At 59.7% G+C, this 14,721-nt stretch carries 13 protein-coding genes; 4 read left to right on the top strand and 9 right to left on the bottom strand.

The genetic code is table 11. From position 1 onward, the window contains the following. Nucleotides 1–157: 157 nt before the first annotated feature. Entirely contained in the window at nt 158–622 is a 465-nt protein-coding gene (locus tag V9L13_RS03020; RefSeq protein ID WP_338801421.1) for a GNAT family N-acetyltransferase, read from the bottom strand. Nucleotides 623–1,547: 925 nt separating this feature from the next. On the opposite strand from V9L13_RS03020, the gene V9L13_RS03015 reads away from it, so the two are divergent. Next, the gene (locus V9L13_RS03015; protein WP_338801420.1) at nt 1,548–2,873 is read left to right on the top strand and encodes an OprD family porin; all 1,326 of its coding nucleotides are present in this window, start codon (nt 1,548–1,550) and stop codon (nt 2,871–2,873) included. A gap of 158 nt (nt 2,874–3,031) precedes the next feature. Here V9L13_RS03015 and V9L13_RS03010 read toward each other — a convergent pair whose 3' ends face one another. The 8 genes from V9L13_RS03010 to V9L13_RS02975 all read right to left on the bottom strand — a co-directional run bounded on the left by V9L13_RS03010 (nt 3,032) and on the right by V9L13_RS02975 (nt 11,426). Then, a complete protein-coding gene (locus V9L13_RS03010; RefSeq protein WP_338801419.1) occupies nt 3,032–3,553 on the bottom strand; it encodes a hypothetical protein in 522 nt (173 codons plus the stop codon). Then, complete coding sequence (locus tag V9L13_RS03005; protein WP_041073246.1) at nt 3,511–3,801, bottom strand: DUF1778 domain-containing protein; 291 nt, start codon at nt 3,799–3,801, stop codon at nt 3,511–3,513. The genes V9L13_RS03010 and V9L13_RS03005 overlap by 43 nt, the downstream gene beginning before the upstream one ends. 290 nt (nt 3,802–4,091) lie before the next feature. Continuing rightward, on the bottom strand, nt 4,092–4,472 hold the full coding sequence (locus V9L13_RS03000) for a DUF6124 family protein (protein WP_095138906.1): 381 nt from the start codon (nt 4,470–4,472) through the stop codon (nt 4,092–4,094). Between the two features lie 460 nt (nt 4,473–4,932). Then, on the bottom strand, nt 4,933–5,265 hold the full coding sequence (locus V9L13_RS02995) for a DUF2790 domain-containing protein (RefSeq protein WP_103521748.1): 333 nt from the start codon (nt 5,263–5,265) through the stop codon (nt 4,933–4,935). An 80-nt stretch (nt 5,266–5,345) separates the two neighbouring features. Continuing rightward, nucleotides 5,346–5,549, bottom strand: coding sequence for a co-regulatory protein PtrA N-terminal domain-containing protein (locus V9L13_RS02990; protein ID WP_338801418.1), 204 nt, complete (start codon nt 5,547–5,549; stop codon nt 5,346–5,348). Nucleotides 5,550–5,761: 212 nt separating this feature from the next. After that, nucleotides 5,762–8,911, bottom strand: coding sequence for a CusA/CzcA family heavy metal efflux RND transporter (locus tag V9L13_RS02985; protein ID WP_338801417.1), 3,150 nt, complete (start codon nt 8,909–8,911; stop codon nt 5,762–5,764). Nucleotides 8,912–8,926: 15 nt separating this feature from the next. Continuing rightward, nucleotides 8,927–10,129 carry an efflux RND transporter periplasmic adaptor subunit gene (locus V9L13_RS02980; protein ID WP_338801416.1) on the bottom strand — a complete coding sequence of 401 codons (1,203 nt, stop codon included), beginning with the start codon at nt 10,127–10,129 and terminating at the stop codon, nt 8,927–8,929. A gap of 49 nt (nt 10,130–10,178) precedes the next feature. After that, nucleotides 10,179–11,426, bottom strand: coding sequence for a TolC family protein (locus V9L13_RS02975; protein ID WP_338801415.1), 1,248 nt, complete (start codon nt 11,424–11,426; stop codon nt 10,179–10,181). Nucleotides 11,427–11,838: 412 nt separating this feature from the next. On the opposite strand from V9L13_RS02975, the gene V9L13_RS02970 reads away from it, so the two are divergent. From V9L13_RS02970 to V9L13_RS02960, 3 genes are all read left to right on the top strand, one after another. Beyond that, complete coding sequence (locus V9L13_RS02970) at nt 11,839–12,513, top strand: heavy metal response regulator transcription factor (RefSeq protein ID WP_003223767.1); 675 nt, start codon at nt 11,839–11,841, stop codon at nt 12,511–12,513. Then, nucleotides 12,510–13,943, top strand: a complete 1,434-nt coding sequence (locus V9L13_RS02965) for a heavy metal sensor histidine kinase (RefSeq protein WP_338801414.1) — start codon at nt 12,510–12,512, stop codon at nt 13,941–13,943. Before V9L13_RS02970 ends, V9L13_RS02965 begins: the two co-directional genes overlap by 4 nt. A 394-nt stretch (nt 13,944–14,337) precedes the next feature. After that, nucleotides 14,338–14,541 (top strand): type II toxin-antitoxin system prevent-host-death family antitoxin, encoded by a 204-nt coding sequence (locus V9L13_RS02960; RefSeq protein ID WP_259698377.1) that lies wholly within the window; start codon nt 14,338–14,340, stop codon nt 14,539–14,541. Nucleotides 14,542–14,721: the final 180 nt, after the last annotated feature.

The following is a 14,721-nucleotide window of genomic DNA, read 5'->3' as shown; positions in this document are numbered from 1 at the left end:
CGGGTGCCGTTTTTGTTTTACGGATTCTATGTAGCAACAAATAACCTGTGGCGAGGGAGCTTGCTCCCGCTGGGACGCGAAGCGGCCCCGCTGTTCAGTTGAGAAGTGGGGCCTGCTACGCAGTCCAGCGGGAGCAAGCTCCCTCGCCACAATGGCATCACAGTTTCTTCACCATTGGCACGCAGGCCAGTTGCAAACCTGAAGGCGATTGATAAATCGCACTCTCCTCCCCGACATAACCACAGCGACGATAAAAGTCGACCGCATTCAACGTCGCGTCTAGACACACCTCGGTCAGCCCGAGATTCCGCGCCAGATCTTCGAGAAAGAACAGAACACGCTTGCCCAGCCCACGCTGCATGAAATCCGGGCGAATGAAGATCGCGCCGATTTCACGGTAATCCAGATCGAGCATGCCGGTCGCTACAGCCTCACCCTCAATGCAGCCCAGATAAAAGTGTTTTTCCATCAGCGTGTCGTAGCCGTCTTTGGCCGCCCCTTTGGTCCAGTCGAGCATTTGCTGCTGGCTGTAGGCACCGATGCATTGGTGCCGGATGGCCAGGCGCCGAATGTCGAACGCGATCCAGGCATCGTCCGGGGTAGCTCTTCTGATGTCGAACATTTCTCTCTCCATGAGGTATGTGCGGACGGGAATGAACCTGCGAAGGTAACAGCCATTTCTGCACAAATGTGGATCAATCAGTCCACATTTCCACAGATGCCGTGGCAAACCCGGATCATTGTGGGAGCGTGGCTTGCCCGCGAAGGCGTCGGCACATTCAATATCTTCATTGACTGACACTCCGCTTTCGCGAGCAAGCCCGCTCCCACAGGTTACGTGTCGTTCACAGCCCTTATGGCAACCCCGATTACCGTGGGAGCGTGGCTTGCCCGCGAAGGCGTCGGCACATTCAATATCTTCATTGACTGACACTCCGCTTTCGCGAGCAAGCCCGCTCCCACAGGTTACGTGTCGTTCACAGCCCTTATGGCAACCCCGATTACCGTGGGAGCGTGGCTTGCCCGCGAAGGCGTCGGCACATTCAATATCTTCATTGCCCGACACTCCGCTTTCGCGAGCAAGCCCGCTCCCACAGGTTACGTGTCGTTCACAGCCCTTATGGCAACCCCGATTACCGTGGGAGCGTGGCTTGCCCGCGAAGGCGTCGGCACATTCAATATCTTCATTGACTGACACTCCGCTTTCGCGAGCAAGCCCGCTCCCACAGGTTACGTGTCGTTCACAGCCCTTATGGCAACCCCGATTACCGTGGGAGCGTGGCTTGCCCGCGAAGGCGTCGGCACCTTCAATATCTTCATTGACTGACACTCCGCTTTCGCGAGCAAGCCCGCTCCCACAGGTTTGCGTGGCGTTCACAAAACCCAGGTTCAGCCACATGACGAAATTGTAATTCCCCCATCACCTTGGCGTTATCCGCAGCTTGCAACGATGTGACCCGGCGACCAATGCCGGCGGGCCTTTGCCCGTCGAACAATAAAACCACGCCGACGCACGTTCCCGTTCTGCCGAACCCAAGGAGTGTTTGATGGTTAACAATACAAAAATGTCGATGGCCGCTTTAGCGGTGGTGGTCGGCTCCGGGCCGTCCATGGTGTTTGCAGAAGACAAGCCTGAGGGCTTTGTCGAAGGCAGCAGCCTGACGGTGCTCAACCGCAACTTCTACTTCAATCGTGATCATCGCGACGGCCAGTCCAGCCCCACCGGCAACGGTTATTCCGAAGCCTGGGCGCATGCGGTGATCAGCAAGTTCGAATCCGGTTTCACCCAAGGCACCGTCGGGGTCGGTGTCGATGCATTTGCCATGCTCGGCTTGAAACTCGACACCGGTGACGGCCGCAACGGCGGGCGCAGTTCGTTCGATGTGCTGCCGGTCAACAGTGACGGCCAGGCGCGGGATGAATACACCAAGATCGGTGGCGCCGCCAAAGTGCGGGCCTTCGATACCGTGGTCAAGGTCGGTGATGTGTTCCCGGCCAACCCGGTGGTGGCCGCAGGTGATTCGCGCCTGCTGCCGGAAAGCTTTCGCGGTGTGACGGCGTCCAACACCAGTATCGACGGTCTGTCGATTCAGGGCGGTCGTTTGCATGCGATGAGCCAACCGGTGTCCAGCGACATGCGCGAAAATTTCGCCACGTTCTACGCCGGCCCGGTCAATTCGCCGTGGATCGCTTATGGCGGGGGCGACTACGTGCTGAACAAGAACCTCAGTTTCAGCCTGTACTCCAGCCGCCTCAAGGATGCCTGGAACCAGTATTACGCCGGCACCGCTTGGACCTATCCACTGACGGACGACCTGTCGCTGTTCGGCGGCCTGAACTATTACAAGGCGGTCGACGAAGGCAAGCAACTGCTCGGCGAGTTCGACAACAACATCTGGAGCGGCCGCGTCGGGGTGAAACTCGGTGCGCACTCCGTCGCCCTCTCCCACCAGCGCAACAACGGCAATGACGACTTCGATTACCTGCGCCAGTCCGACTCGATCTTCCTCGATAACTCGATCCAGTACAGCGACTTCAACTCGCCGAAGGAACGTTCGTGGATGGTGCGCTACGACCTCGACATGAGCCCTTACGGCGTACCCGGTCTGTCGTTCATGACCCGTTACGCACGCGGCACCGACGCCGACTACTCCAACGCCAACGCCGTGTACATGCGCCGCGATGCCGAAGGCAATCCGCTGACCGACCAGAAGCGCTGGGAGCGCGACGTCGAAGTCAAATACGTGGTGCAGAGCGGTTCGATGAAAGACCTGTCGCTGCGTTTGCGCCAGGCCACCACCCGCGCCACGGCGTTCGAGTCGGATCTGGATGAAGTGCGGGTGATTGTCGAGTATCCGCTGGCGATTCTTTGATTACGCGGCTGATGCAAATTCACCTTTAGAAGCTCCTTGCTCCTTTGGTAAGAGGTGAATCTTTTGGCGTCCTTCGGGGCGCCTTTTTTTGCTTTGCGGTCGCGACATAATCAACCCGCTATCAAGACAACCTAGCGGGTAGCTGATTAAGCCGAGCTTTAGCGTAAAGGCAGCATCAGGGTTATAGGGGAAATGTCGGGGCACGGAATGAATCCCGCGTACTTGATATAAAAGCTCGACAGCCGATCATTCAAGGGATGAACAATTATCGCGCTGGATCCGATCGACTGAGACGCGTTGAGGGCTCTTTCAATCGCATCTTGCAGTAAATCGACAGCGAAACCTTGGCCCTGAGCTTCGCGCGTTACCCCCATACGCCCCAATAGAGTGACCGGATGGACACTGGGCGAGTTGCGTTGACGGCTTTTCGGCATGACGCTGGCGCGGGCGACTGATCCGCTGGATAGCGTGTAGTAGGCCATCACATTCGACGTACCTTTGAGGCAACTGACGTACACAACAGCCTGCTTGGTGGATTGGGCTTTTCGCGCCTTCCTCTGCAGGTATTGGTCAATGGTCACCTCACCAGAATCGAAGGCATCAAGTTCGTGTTGGTCGTTGAGCTTCTCGGGCGCGGTCAACTCCAACGTTTTGGACGAGCGAGCAGTTGGTGCAGGCATTCGTTACCTCGAGCCGGATTGGCTTCAATAGCCTGTTCGAATGCGTCAAATGCGCTGTCGTCGAGAAGGAACAGTCGTTTATCCAGAATCACCTCTTCAGCTTTTTGGCAGGCAGCTTCCAGGATAAAACTTGTGCGATCACGACCAGACATGGCGGCTGCCAAATCGATCAGATTACGTTTCTTTTCGTCCGCTCTCATGTTGATTGGAACGGGTTTGGATTTTTCAACGCTTTCAGTTGTGGACATGTGTTCTGTTTCCCATCTGGGTAGGTGATGTTGGAACTGGAGCCTCCTTATGGCGTTAGCACATCAGCTTTTGTTTACTTTTCATTTTCTGACTCCTTGAGTGGCCCGGAGAGGTTCAGGCCATGCTCTTAACGTGAGATCTAACGTTTGAGGTACGAAGCCATGAGAGCGGCTTCGGAGTCGATTCTATACCGACCGTGTAGCTAATGCATATACGCGTATAGCTTTCAGATACACGGTCATTTTATTCAGGTCTGGCGAGAAAAGGATCCTCGTCAAAGGACCTTCGCCTACGTCGCGACTTCCACGTTATCCAGCGCTTTGTTCACCGCCAGTTCACCGAGCATGACCACCTGCGCGATGCCGAGCAGCGTCTTGCGATGCGTGCCCTCCAGCAACGCGGCGAAGTCGCCGAGCATCACCGTGGCCGAGGCCAGGGATTCGCAGGCGTTGGCCAGCAGGGATTCGGTGTCGGCGTTGGGATTGACCAGAAACAGCGCGTTGGCGGTGTAAGGCGTGGCCATGATGGGCGCTGCGGGCTTGAGGTAGTAGTCGAGGGCGCGCTCGGCGGCTTCGTGGAGTTTGTGGGTGTCGATGGCGGCGTAGGGGGATGTTGGATCGGGGTCTGCAGCAGCGTTCGCTTCGGGCGGATTGGGTGTTGGCTTTTTCATAATGTTTTCACTCAGCTTGACGGTGGAGCTGGCCCTTTCGGTTCCACGCGAAGGGGTGGCAGCTGTACGCAGGTTGGAACCCGGGCAACTGAGCAAAACCCGACAGACTCGAAGTCTCCCGCGCACAGCCGCCATAACGGAGTGCACACATGAAAGTGCGCAAGCATACGTCATGAACGGTGCGTTTTGCGTCAGTTAACCGAGGGGTTCCAATCCCGATCGCTGATTTGGCAGCGACCCACACAGGCTAGAGAGCGGACGTCCGAGGGACAACCTGAAAACATTGTGGGAAGGCTCAGCTTTTCCCACACAACCTTTAAACATTCCGAATCTAAATACAGATCGTGATACTGAAAATGTGCCCCGTGTAGGAGCTGCCGAAGGCTGCGATTTTTTGACTTTGAAGACCAAGATCAACAGATCGCAGCCTTCGGCAGCTCCTACAGGGATTAGGTGTTGGTTAGCCACCACTGTTGCGGCACACGCCTGCCACGCTGTACTTGAGCGTATTGAGCTGCCCTTGCGAGTCTTCGTAAGTCATGGCCGTCGGCACCACCGAGCAAGCCGGCTGCGGCTTCACCACGCTGACGATTTTCACCACGTCGAGCTGCATGCCGTATTCGTATTCCTTGACCACCGGCGCCGCTTTGCCGCGCTCGGCCGCGTATTGTTCCATGGCTTTGGCGTTGGCGCTGAAAGCGCGCTCGAAGGTGCGATCACCGCCGCCCTCGGCCAGTGCATTCACGGACATCGCCATGACGCTGGCGAACACGATCGACTTAAGCATTTTCATCTCCATTTCCTTCCCTTCCAGGCCCGAAAAAAAGCCCGGCATCGATGCGCGATGACGGGCTTGCGCAGGTTCAGGCAGCGTTAAAGATCCTGAGTTTTCTGGTCGTTCTTTTCATTGACCACCACCGGGTTGGCAGCGGTTTTTTCCTTGGCCACGAACAGCTCCACGGCGCGGTCGTTGGCGGTCATCATCCGGTCGAAGGTGCGGTCACCACCGCCTTCGGCGATGGCCAGTGACGACAGCATCAGGGCGGTTGCGAAGGCACTCAGTTGGGCGAATTTCATAGTTGACTCCTCGTTTAAGTAACTGACGGGATCAAGGTAACAAGGTGAACCTTTCGTGACGGTGGCGGGGGAATTACATATCCGTTATCTGCCGGATCAGTGCACGGAACCCATGTGGGAGCGGGCTTGCTCGCGAAAGCGGTGTGTCATCCAACATTGATGTCGACTGACACGGCCTCTTCGCGAGCAAGCCCGCTCCCACAGGAGATCACCTACTCAGACGGTACGGTGCCCTCATCCCGGCGATGGGCGATCTGGTACAGCGCGGGCAAGATCAGCAACGTGAGGATCGTCGAGGACAGAATCCCGCCGATCACCACGGTTGCCAGTGGCCGCTGCACCTCGGCGCCGGTGCCGGTCGCCAGCGCCATCGGAATAAACCCCAGCGACGCCACCAGCGCGGTCATCAACACTGGCCGCAAGCGCGTCAGCGCGCCGACGTTGATTGCCTCCGACAGTGAGCGCCCTTCCTCGCGCAAATTGCGAATGAACGCGATCATCACCAAACCGTTGAGCACCGCCACCCCGGACAACGCGATAAACCCCACGCCAGCGGAAATCGACAACGGAATATCCCGCAGCCACAGCGCCATCACCCCGCCGGTCAAGGCAAACGGAATCCCGGTAAACACCAGCAAGCCGTCCTTCAGATTGTTGAACATCATGAACAGCAACCCGAACACCAGCAGCAACGCCACCGGCACCACGATCTGCAAGCGCTTGGCCGCCGATTGCAGTTGCTCGAACTGCCCGCCCCAATTGGTCCAGTAACCGGCCGGCACCTGCACCTCGCGCTCGATCACCGCACCCGCCTCGCTGACGAACGAGCCGATATCCCGCCCGCGCACGTTGGCGCTGACGATCACCAGACGCTTGCCGTTCTCGCGGCTGACCTGGTTCGGCCCGAGCACCAGATCGAGGCTGGCGACGTCCTTCAGGGCGATAAAACCGATCTGGTTCGCCGCACCACTCAGCGCCGGCACCGGAATCAGCAGCGCCGACAAGCCGTCGATGTCCTTGCGCATCGCGTCGGACAAGCGCACCACCATGTCGAAGCGCCGATCGCCCTCGTACAAGGTGCCGGCCTGACGCCCACCGACGGCCACAGCGATGGTGTCCTGCACATCGCCGACATTGAGTCCATAACGCGCCGCCTTGTCGCGGTCGATGTTGATGGTCAGCACCGGCAACCCGGTGGTCTGCTCGACCTTCACTTCAGAGGCACCGTTAACCTTCTGCATCGCGGCCGCGATCTTCGCCGCCGTGGCGTTGAGCACGTCCATGTCATCGCCGAACACCTTGACCGCGACATCGCTGCGCACGCCGGAGATCAGTTCGTTGAAGCGCAACTGGATCGGCTGCGACAGCTCATAGTTGCTGCCCGGCAACATCGCGGCGGCTTGTTGCAACTCGGCCATCAGGGTTTCGCGGGACTTTTTCGGGTCTGGCCATTGGTCCTTGGGCTTGAGCATCACGTAGCTGTCGGAGATGTTCGGCGGCATTGGGTCGGAAGCAATTTCCGCCGTACCGGTGCGGGCGAACACCCGTTCAACCTCCGGCACTTTGGCCAGGATCAACGTTTCCAGGCGCTGCTGCATATCCACCGATTGCGTCAGGCTGGTGCCCGGCACACGCAGCGCTTGCAGGGCGAAATCCCCCTCACTGAGGCTCGGCACAAACTCGCTGCCCATGCGGCTGGTGAGCACGCCGCTGAGCACGATCACCGCCAACGCCGCGCCCACGGCCACCGCGCGATGCGCCATGACCCAGGCCAACGCCGGCGCATACACCCGACGGGCGCCGCGCATCACCGCACCCTCCTCTTCCTTGACCTTGCCGGTGACGAACAGCGCAATCGCTGCCGGCACAAAGGTCACCGACAGCAGCATCGCACCGAGCAGCGCGATGACCACGGTGAACGCCATCGGGTGGAACATTTTCCCTTCGACGCCGCTCAACGCGAAGATCGGCAGGTACACCACCATGATGATCAACTGGCCGAAAATCAGCGGTCGGCGCGCCTCTTTTGCTGCGGCAAAGACTTCCTTGAAACGCTCGGCACGGGTCAGCAAGCGCCCGTGATGCTGCTGCGCGTGGGCCAGGCGGCGCAGGGTGTTTTCGACGATCACCACCGCACCGTCGACGATGATCCCGAAGTCCAGCGCACCGAGGCTCATCAGGTTGGCGCTGACCTTGTTGCTGAACATCCCGGTGAAGGTGAACAGCATCGACAGCGGAATCACCATCGCGGTGATCAACGCGGCGCGGATGTTGCCGAGGAACAGGAACAGAATCGCGATCACCAGAATCGCGCCTTCGATCAGGTTCTTTTTCACCGTGGCGATGGCTTTGTCGACCAGGTGCGTGCGGTCATACACCGGCACGGCGATCACGCCTTGCGGCAAGGATTTGTTGATCTGTTCGAGCTTGCTGGCCACCGCTTGCGAGACGGTGCGGCTGTTCTCGCCGATCAACATGAACACCGTGCCCAGCACCACTTCACGACCGTTTTCGGTGGCGGCACCGCTGCGCAACTCACGGCCGATTTCCACGCTGGCGACGTTCTTCACCCGGATCGGCGTGCCGTCGACGTTGGCCATGACGATGTTGGCGATGTCTTCGGTACTCGCCACCTGCCCCGGTGCGCGGATCAGCAATTGCTCGCCGCTGCGCTCGATGTACCCGGCGCCGACGTTGGCGTTGTTGCGCTCCAGCGCGGTGATCAGATCGGTGAGGGTGAGCTTGTACGCGGCGAGGCGTTTCGGGTCCGGCGCGATCTGGTATTCCTTGGCAAACCCGCCGATGGTGTTGATCTCGGCGACACCCGGCACGTTGCGCAATTGCGGCTTGATGATCCAGTCCTGAATCACCCGCAGATCGGTCGGCGTGTAGGCGCTGCCGTCTTCCTTCAGCGCGCCCTCCTGGGCTTCCACCGTCCATAAAAAGATCTCGCCGAGGCCGGTAGAGATCGGCCCCATCACCGCTTCCGCGCCTTCGGGCAATTGCTCCTTGGCGATCTGCAAACGCTCGTTGACCAGTTGGCGAGCGAAGAACAGGTCGGTGCCGTCCTTGAAAATGACGGTGACCTGCGACAGGCCCGAGCGCGACAGCGAACGGGTCTGCTCCAGCGCCGGCAACCCGGCCATCGCGGTTTCAATCGGGAAAGTAATGCGCTGCTCGGTCTCCAGCGGCGAGAACCCGGCGGCGCCGGTGTTGATCTGCACCTGGACGTTGGTGATGTCGGGCACGGCGTCGATCGGCAGCTTTTGATAACTGGCGATGCCGAGGCCGGCCATGAGCAGAACGGCGAGCAACACGATGATGCGCTGCTCGATGGCAAACTGGATCAGGCGTTCGAACATGGGAACCTTCCAGAATTAATGACTGTGCTCGGCTGAGGCTTTGCCCAGCTCCGACTTGAGGACGAAGCTGCCGGCGCTGGCGACTTGCACGCCCGGTTCCAGCCCTTGGGTGACTTCCACGTGGCCGGCTGCGCGGCTGCCCAGCTCGACGGCCTGCGCCTTGAAACCGTCATCGGTGCGCACGAACACCGTGGGTTTGTCCTCGACGGTCTGGATCGCGGTTTCCGGCACGGCGACTTTGGCCTGGCGGCTCTCGGTGGCGACCCGCGCGGTGACGAACAGCCCCGGGCGCCACGAGCCTTTAGGGTTTTCCACGGTCACGCGCACGGTCGCGGTGCGGGTCTGTTCGCCGAGCAGGCTGCCGACGTACGCCACGCTGCCGCTCACTTCGGCTTTCAATTCCGGCGCGCTGACGGTGACCGGTTTGCCCACCTGCACCTTGGTCAGATCCTTGGGCGAGACACCGAAGGTCACCCACACGCGAGACAAGTCCGAAAGGGTAAACGCCGCCGTGGTTTCATCGACCACCTCGCCCGGCGTCAGGTGTTTTTCCACCACCACGCCGTCGAACGGTGCGCGCAGTTCGTAGCGATTGCCGCCGGTGGCGACCACGCTGCCGCTGAGTACGCTGATTTTCTGCCGGGCGTTGTTCATGGCGATTTCCGCCTCTTCCAACGCCTGCTTCGCCTGGAGGAAATCCTGTTCGGCGGAGATCTTGTCCTGCCAGAGCTTTTTCTCGCGTTCGTAGGTGGTGCGCGCCAACGCCAAGCGACGTTGCGCGGCAGCCTGCTCGCTGCGCTGATCGGAAATCTGCTGACTGGCGATCACTGCCAGCAACTGGCCCTTCTTCACCGCTTGCCCGAGGTTGACCGCCACCGACTCGACCACCCCCGGCACGCGCGGCACGACGTGCGCGGTGCGGTCTTCGTCGAAGCGCACTTCGCCGGGGAACGACAGGCCGAGACTGATGCTCTGCGTCCGCGCCTCGGCCAGTTGAATGCCTGCCGCCGCGATCTGCTCGGTACTCAATTCGATGTGGCCTTCTTCGGCATGTTCGCCTTCGGCGGCCGCGCCCTCCTCGGCGTGATCGGCGTGATCGGCGTGCTCCGCCGCTTCATCAGCATGCGCGTCGATATTTGAATTGGCCGGCCACATCGAGCCGATGCCAATGCCCAGCGCCAAGGTCGCGACCGCGACCACCAGCAGTTTTTTATCCATGGAAACTCCTCTGCGCCGTGCCATCGCGCAGTTGTCTGAAAAGTGAAATTCAAGGGCTGACGCTGAGGTCGCCGTAGATCCGTTCGAGGCGCACGCGGGCGTCGGTCGCCTCGCTGACGGCCTGGATGTATTGGCTGCGCGCGGCAATCAGGGTGCGCTGGGCGTCGAGCACATCGAGGAAGCCGAATTTGCCCATTTCGAAACCACGGGTGGCGCTGTCCACTGCACTTTGTGCGGCGGGCAGGATGCTCTGGTTGAACGCGTTGACTTCGCCATTGGCGGTCTGCCATTGCTCAAGGCTGGTCTGGACTTCGGTGCGCAAACGCAGCTCGGTGGCGTTGCGCAGATCCCGCGCCTGATCGCTGCGCCGTGCGGCGGCGAGCACGTTGCCCTGATTACGGTTGAACAGCGGAATCGGCATCGACAGCCCGACCACGTTGACCCGCTCACGCTCGGTTTCGCTGTACTGGCTGCCAATGCTCACGGTCAGGTCGGGAATGCGCTGCGACTTTTCCAGGCCCAACGATGCTTCGCGTTGATCAATCTGCAGTTTCGCCAGACGCAGCTCGGCGGTCTGGTTCAGACGCTCGAGCAAACGACTGGGCGGCGGCAGCGTGGCGAGGTTTTGCGTCGCGGCTTGCACATTGGTCGAAGTCGGCAACGGTGCGCCCATGACTTGTGCCAGTTGCTGATAGGCGTTGGCCTGATCGCGCTCGGCGCGGCTCACCTCCAGGCGCACCTCCGAGAGCTGCACTTGCGCCCGCGTGCCTTCGACCGGCGACGACTTGCCGGCCTCGATCCGCCCCTGAGCAACGCGCACACCGTGCTCGGCCAGTTGCAGTGACTGGCGCGACAGCTGCAAGCGTTGCTGCGCGGTTTGCGCGCTGTTGAACGCCTGGATCACATCGGCGCGCAAGGCATTGCGTTTGCGCTCCAGTTCGATACCGGCAGCGTCCTGCGCACGGCTGGCGACATCGATGCGCGCGCCGCGTTTGCCGCCCAGTTCAATCGGCTGGCTGAGCATCACCGTGGTAGTGCGCGAGTCGCGTCGGGTGTCTTCGGCTTCCCACGACACCTCGGGGTTGGGGATCAGTCCAGCCTGTTGGCGGTCGCCCTCGGCTATGCCGATTTCCCACTGCGCGGCCGCGAGATCGGGGTTGCCGGCGAAGGCACTTTGCAGCGCCTGATCCAGCGTCAGGGTCGATGCGCTGGCCAGGCTGCTGCACGCCAACAACAAGAGGCCACTGGCGGTTTTGTTCAGGCGTGATCGCGCCGTCAGTTCGATTAAACCGGGCAATGGAGGGCTTCCTTTAATTCAGGATTTTTCGATGCCGCCAAGTTAGGGTTTTGAACTTATCGACAAGGTGACTGGAACATTACAAATCCGTTATCCACGGTTTGGCAAAGTTGTTTTGTTCTAGGATGCGAAGTGCAAACGGCTTTGTCGTAATACATGGAAACAAATACTCGGTAGTTATCTGCCGAACAGCACTTGCCTGAATGCAATACATGTCTGCTGGCGCATTCAAGCTGCGACAGGCTGTCGCGGATGGCCGTTTTAAAGGCCTCCGAGATTGACCCTGTAGCCACTACAGCCTTTACCGTGTTCGTCATTCAGTTATTCAACTGCGTCCGGAAGAACTTACAAAAACCATAATTTTCCCGGCCACCTTAATTAAATATCCCTTAAATAAAAGTGGTGATAGATCATGCGAATCCTTGTCGTCGAGGACGAGCTTAAAGCTGCCGAATACTTGCATCAGGGTTTGACCGAAAGTGGTTATATCGTTGACCACGCCGCCACCGGTGCCGATGGATTGCATCTGGCGCAACAGCAGGCGTATGACCTGATCATTCTCGACGTGAACTTGCCGGAACTGGACGGCTGGGGGGTGCTGGAACAACTGCGCCGCACCCACTCGACGCGGGTGATGATGCTCACCGCGCGCGGGCGGCTGGCGGACAAGATTCGTGGTCTGGATCTGGGCGCCGACGACTATCTGGTCAAGCCGTTCGAGTTTCCCGAACTGCTCGCGCGGGTGCGCACCCTGATGCGCCGCAGCGAAAACATCCCGGTGCCGCAGGTGTTGAAGGTCGCCGATCTGGAGCTTGATCCGGGCCGCCATCGGGCGTTTCGTGGCGAGCAGCGCATCGACCTGACCACCAAGGAATTCGCCCTGCTGCATCTGCTGATGCGCCAGTCCGGCGAGGTGCTGACCCGCACTCAGATCATCTCACTGGTGTGGGACATGAATTTCGACTGCGACACCAACGTGGTCGAAGTGTCGATCCGGCGCTTGCGGGCGAAGATCGATGACCCGTTCGACAACAAACTGATCCACACCCTGCGCGGTGTCGGCTACGTGCTGGAGGCGCGGGAATGAAGCCGGCCAGCCTGTCGATGCGCCTCGGTTTGACCGTGAGTATTCTCGGCGCGCTGTTGGTGGTGTTTCTGGCGATCCTCGCCTATTTCGCTCTGACCCATGAGCTGAATGCGCTGTCCCGCGACAGCCTGGACAAGAAGATGGCGCAGGTTGAACACAGCCTGTCGCTGTACGTCGACGCCAATGAAGTCAGTGGCAAGCCGCACATTCTGCTCGATCAGGTCATGGGCCATGACAACCTGACGCTGACGATTTATGACCGTTCGAACCTGCGTTCGCCGCTGCTCAAGTCCGGCTCAGGACTGAAGGATCCGCGCGCCGAGTTACGCGCGGTGCAAGCTGCCACCGAGCAATTGACCTACAGCGACAGCACCGATGGCGAGGGTGCAAAATTCCTTACCGCGTCAAAGCTGATTCGCCTCAAGGACGGCAGCCGCGTGCCGGTGCTGCTGTCGATGGACAACGCGCATGATCAGGCGCTACTCAGCGCCTACCTGCGCTCGACGCTGATTGCCTTGCCGCTGTTGCTGGTGTTCATCGGCCTGACGGCGTGGGGCGCGGTGCAGCGCGGATTGGCGCCGCTGCGCGAGTTTCGCAAAGTGGCGGCGAGGGTCTCGACGCAGGATCTGGAGCATCGGCTGTCGGTGGTGAACATGCCGCAGGAGTTGAGCGAACTGGCGCAGGGCATCAACTTCATGCTGCATCGGCTGGATGCCGGGGTGCAGCAGTTGTCGCAGTTCTCCGATGACCTGGCGCACGAACTGCGCACGCCGATCAACAACCTGATGGGCAAGGCCCAGGTGACGCTGTCTCGCGAGCGCACGACCGAGGAGTACAAGGACGTGCTGGTGTCCTGCACCGAGGAGCTTGAGCGCGTGGCGCGGATTGTTTCCGACATGCTGTTTCTCGCGCAGGTCAGTCATCCGTCGGCATTGGCGCCGTTTGAATCGGTGGCGCTAGAGGATGAAGCGGCGAAGGTCGCGGAGATGTTTTCGCTGTCGGCGCAGGACAAGCAGATTCATATGAACGTTGTCGGCAGCGCATCGGTGCTGGGCGATCGGCTGATGATCCAGCGGGCGATTTCCAATCTGCTGTCCAACGCGCTGCGTCATTGCCCGAACGGCAAAACCATCACCTTGCTGATCGAGCAAGGCGCGACGCAGGCTTCACTGCTGGTCAGCAATCCCGGCGCCGGCATCGAGGCGCAACACCTGCCGCATCTGTTCGACCGCTTCTACCGCGTCGACAGCGCCCGCTCGCGCTCACAGGGCAGCACCGGGCTGGGGCTGGCGATTGTGCGCTCGATCATGAGCCTGCATCAGGGAGTGGCGGAGGTGAAGAGCTTGCCCGGCGTCATGACCGTATTCCGCCTCGGTTTTCCCGCGGCGACACCCATGGCACCATCGCTTGCAGGCAAGCTCCCACAGTGATTTGCGGGGTACTCAGGTTTTGTGAACACCACTGAAACCTGTAGGCCTTCGCCTGCTCACGATGGCGGTGGGCCCTTCAACATCTGCACTGCCTGATACTCAGCCTTCGCGAGCAGGCTCGCTCCCACAGGGACAGTAGTCATTCACAAAATGTGTGGACGCCGCCAAAACCTGTGGGAGTGAGCTTGCTCGCGAAAGCGTCGGATCAGGCGATATCCATGTTGAATGTCAGAATGGGAATCGGAAGTTTTGTACGATTTTTTACCGATACGCTCTCGTCTCCGCACAAACTCCGAAAGCTCCCGCCCTAACATCCGCCTCGTCCTACAGCCAGCCTTGAGTGGGTAGTTTTATGGTGAAGGTCTTTGCATGTAGAAGAACGATGGGGGGCACTATGAGCAGAGACATGTTTTGTGAGTTGGTTGCAGAAATCGAGACTTTGGCAGTCCAAGGTCGGGCGCAGCGCCTTCTCGCTCACACAGGAAAAACCGGCACACCACGAATTGGCGCTATGAAAGGCAAGTTGGTGCTGCCTGAAGATTTCGATTCGCCATTGCCTGACGCCATGCTTGATACCTTTGAAGAAACTCAAGCATGAAGCTGGCATTGACCGATGCCCTTTAGTAGCTGCTGCAGTGGGCAGGGTATTTTTGAGTTTTGTGAACACCACTGCAATCTGTGGGATTGCTTGCCTGCAAGCGATGGCGGCGTGTCAGTCACTATCCATGCTGAATGGCAGACCGTATTCGCGAGCAAGCTCGCTCCCACAGTAATCTCG

This window comes from Pseudomonas sp. RSB 5.4 (genome assembly GCF_037126175.1).
GTDB classification, from domain to species: domain Bacteria; phylum Pseudomonadota; class Gammaproteobacteria; order Pseudomonadales; family Pseudomonadaceae; genus Aquipseudomonas; species Aquipseudomonas fluorescens_H.
The sequence above is the reverse complement of the archived record's forward strand: the minus strand, read 5'-3'. Positions and strand labels throughout refer to the sequence as shown.

What these genes read in the sequence shown, in the direction of transcription:
- V9L13_RS03020 (WP_338801421.1), bottom strand. Translation starts at nt 622, where the DNA reads ATGTTCGACATCAGAAGAGCTACCCCGGACGATGCCTGGATCGCGTTC.
- V9L13_RS03015 (WP_338801420.1), top strand. Translation starts at nt 1,548, where the DNA reads ATGGTTAACAATACAAAAATGTCGATGGCCGCTTTAGCGGTGGTGGTC.
- V9L13_RS03010 (WP_338801419.1), bottom strand. Translation starts at nt 3,553, where the DNA reads ATGCCTGCACCAACTGCTCGCTCGTCCAAAACGTTGGAGTTGACCGCG.
- V9L13_RS03005 (WP_041073246.1), bottom strand. Translation starts at nt 3,801, where the DNA reads ATGTCCACAACTGAAAGCGTTGAAAAATCCAAACCCGTTCCAATCAAC.
- V9L13_RS03000 (WP_095138906.1), bottom strand. Translation starts at nt 4,472, where the DNA reads ATGAAAAAGCCAACACCCAATCCGCCCGAAGCGAACGCTGCTGCAGAC.
- V9L13_RS02995 (WP_103521748.1), bottom strand. Translation starts at nt 5,265, where the DNA reads ATGAAAATGCTTAAGTCGATCGTGTTCGCCAGCGTCATGGCGATGTCC.
- V9L13_RS02990 (WP_338801418.1), bottom strand. Translation starts at nt 5,549, where the DNA reads ATGAAATTCGCCCAACTGAGTGCCTTCGCAACCGCCCTGATGCTGTCG.
- V9L13_RS02985 (WP_338801417.1), bottom strand. Translation starts at nt 8,911, where the DNA reads ATGTTCGAACGCCTGATCCAGTTTGCCATCGAGCAGCGCATCATCGTG.
- V9L13_RS02980 (WP_338801416.1), bottom strand. Translation starts at nt 10,129, where the DNA reads ATGGATAAAAAACTGCTGGTGGTCGCGGTCGCGACCTTGGCGCTGGGC.
- V9L13_RS02970 (WP_003223767.1), top strand. Translation starts at nt 11,839, where the DNA reads ATGCGAATCCTTGTCGTCGAGGACGAGCTTAAAGCTGCCGAATACTTG.
- V9L13_RS02965 (WP_338801414.1), top strand. Translation starts at nt 12,510, where the DNA reads ATGAAGCCGGCCAGCCTGTCGATGCGCCTCGGTTTGACCGTGAGTATT.
- V9L13_RS02960 (WP_259698377.1), top strand. Translation starts at nt 14,338, where the DNA reads ATGAGCAGAGACATGTTTTGTGAGTTGGTTGCAGAAATCGAGACTTTG.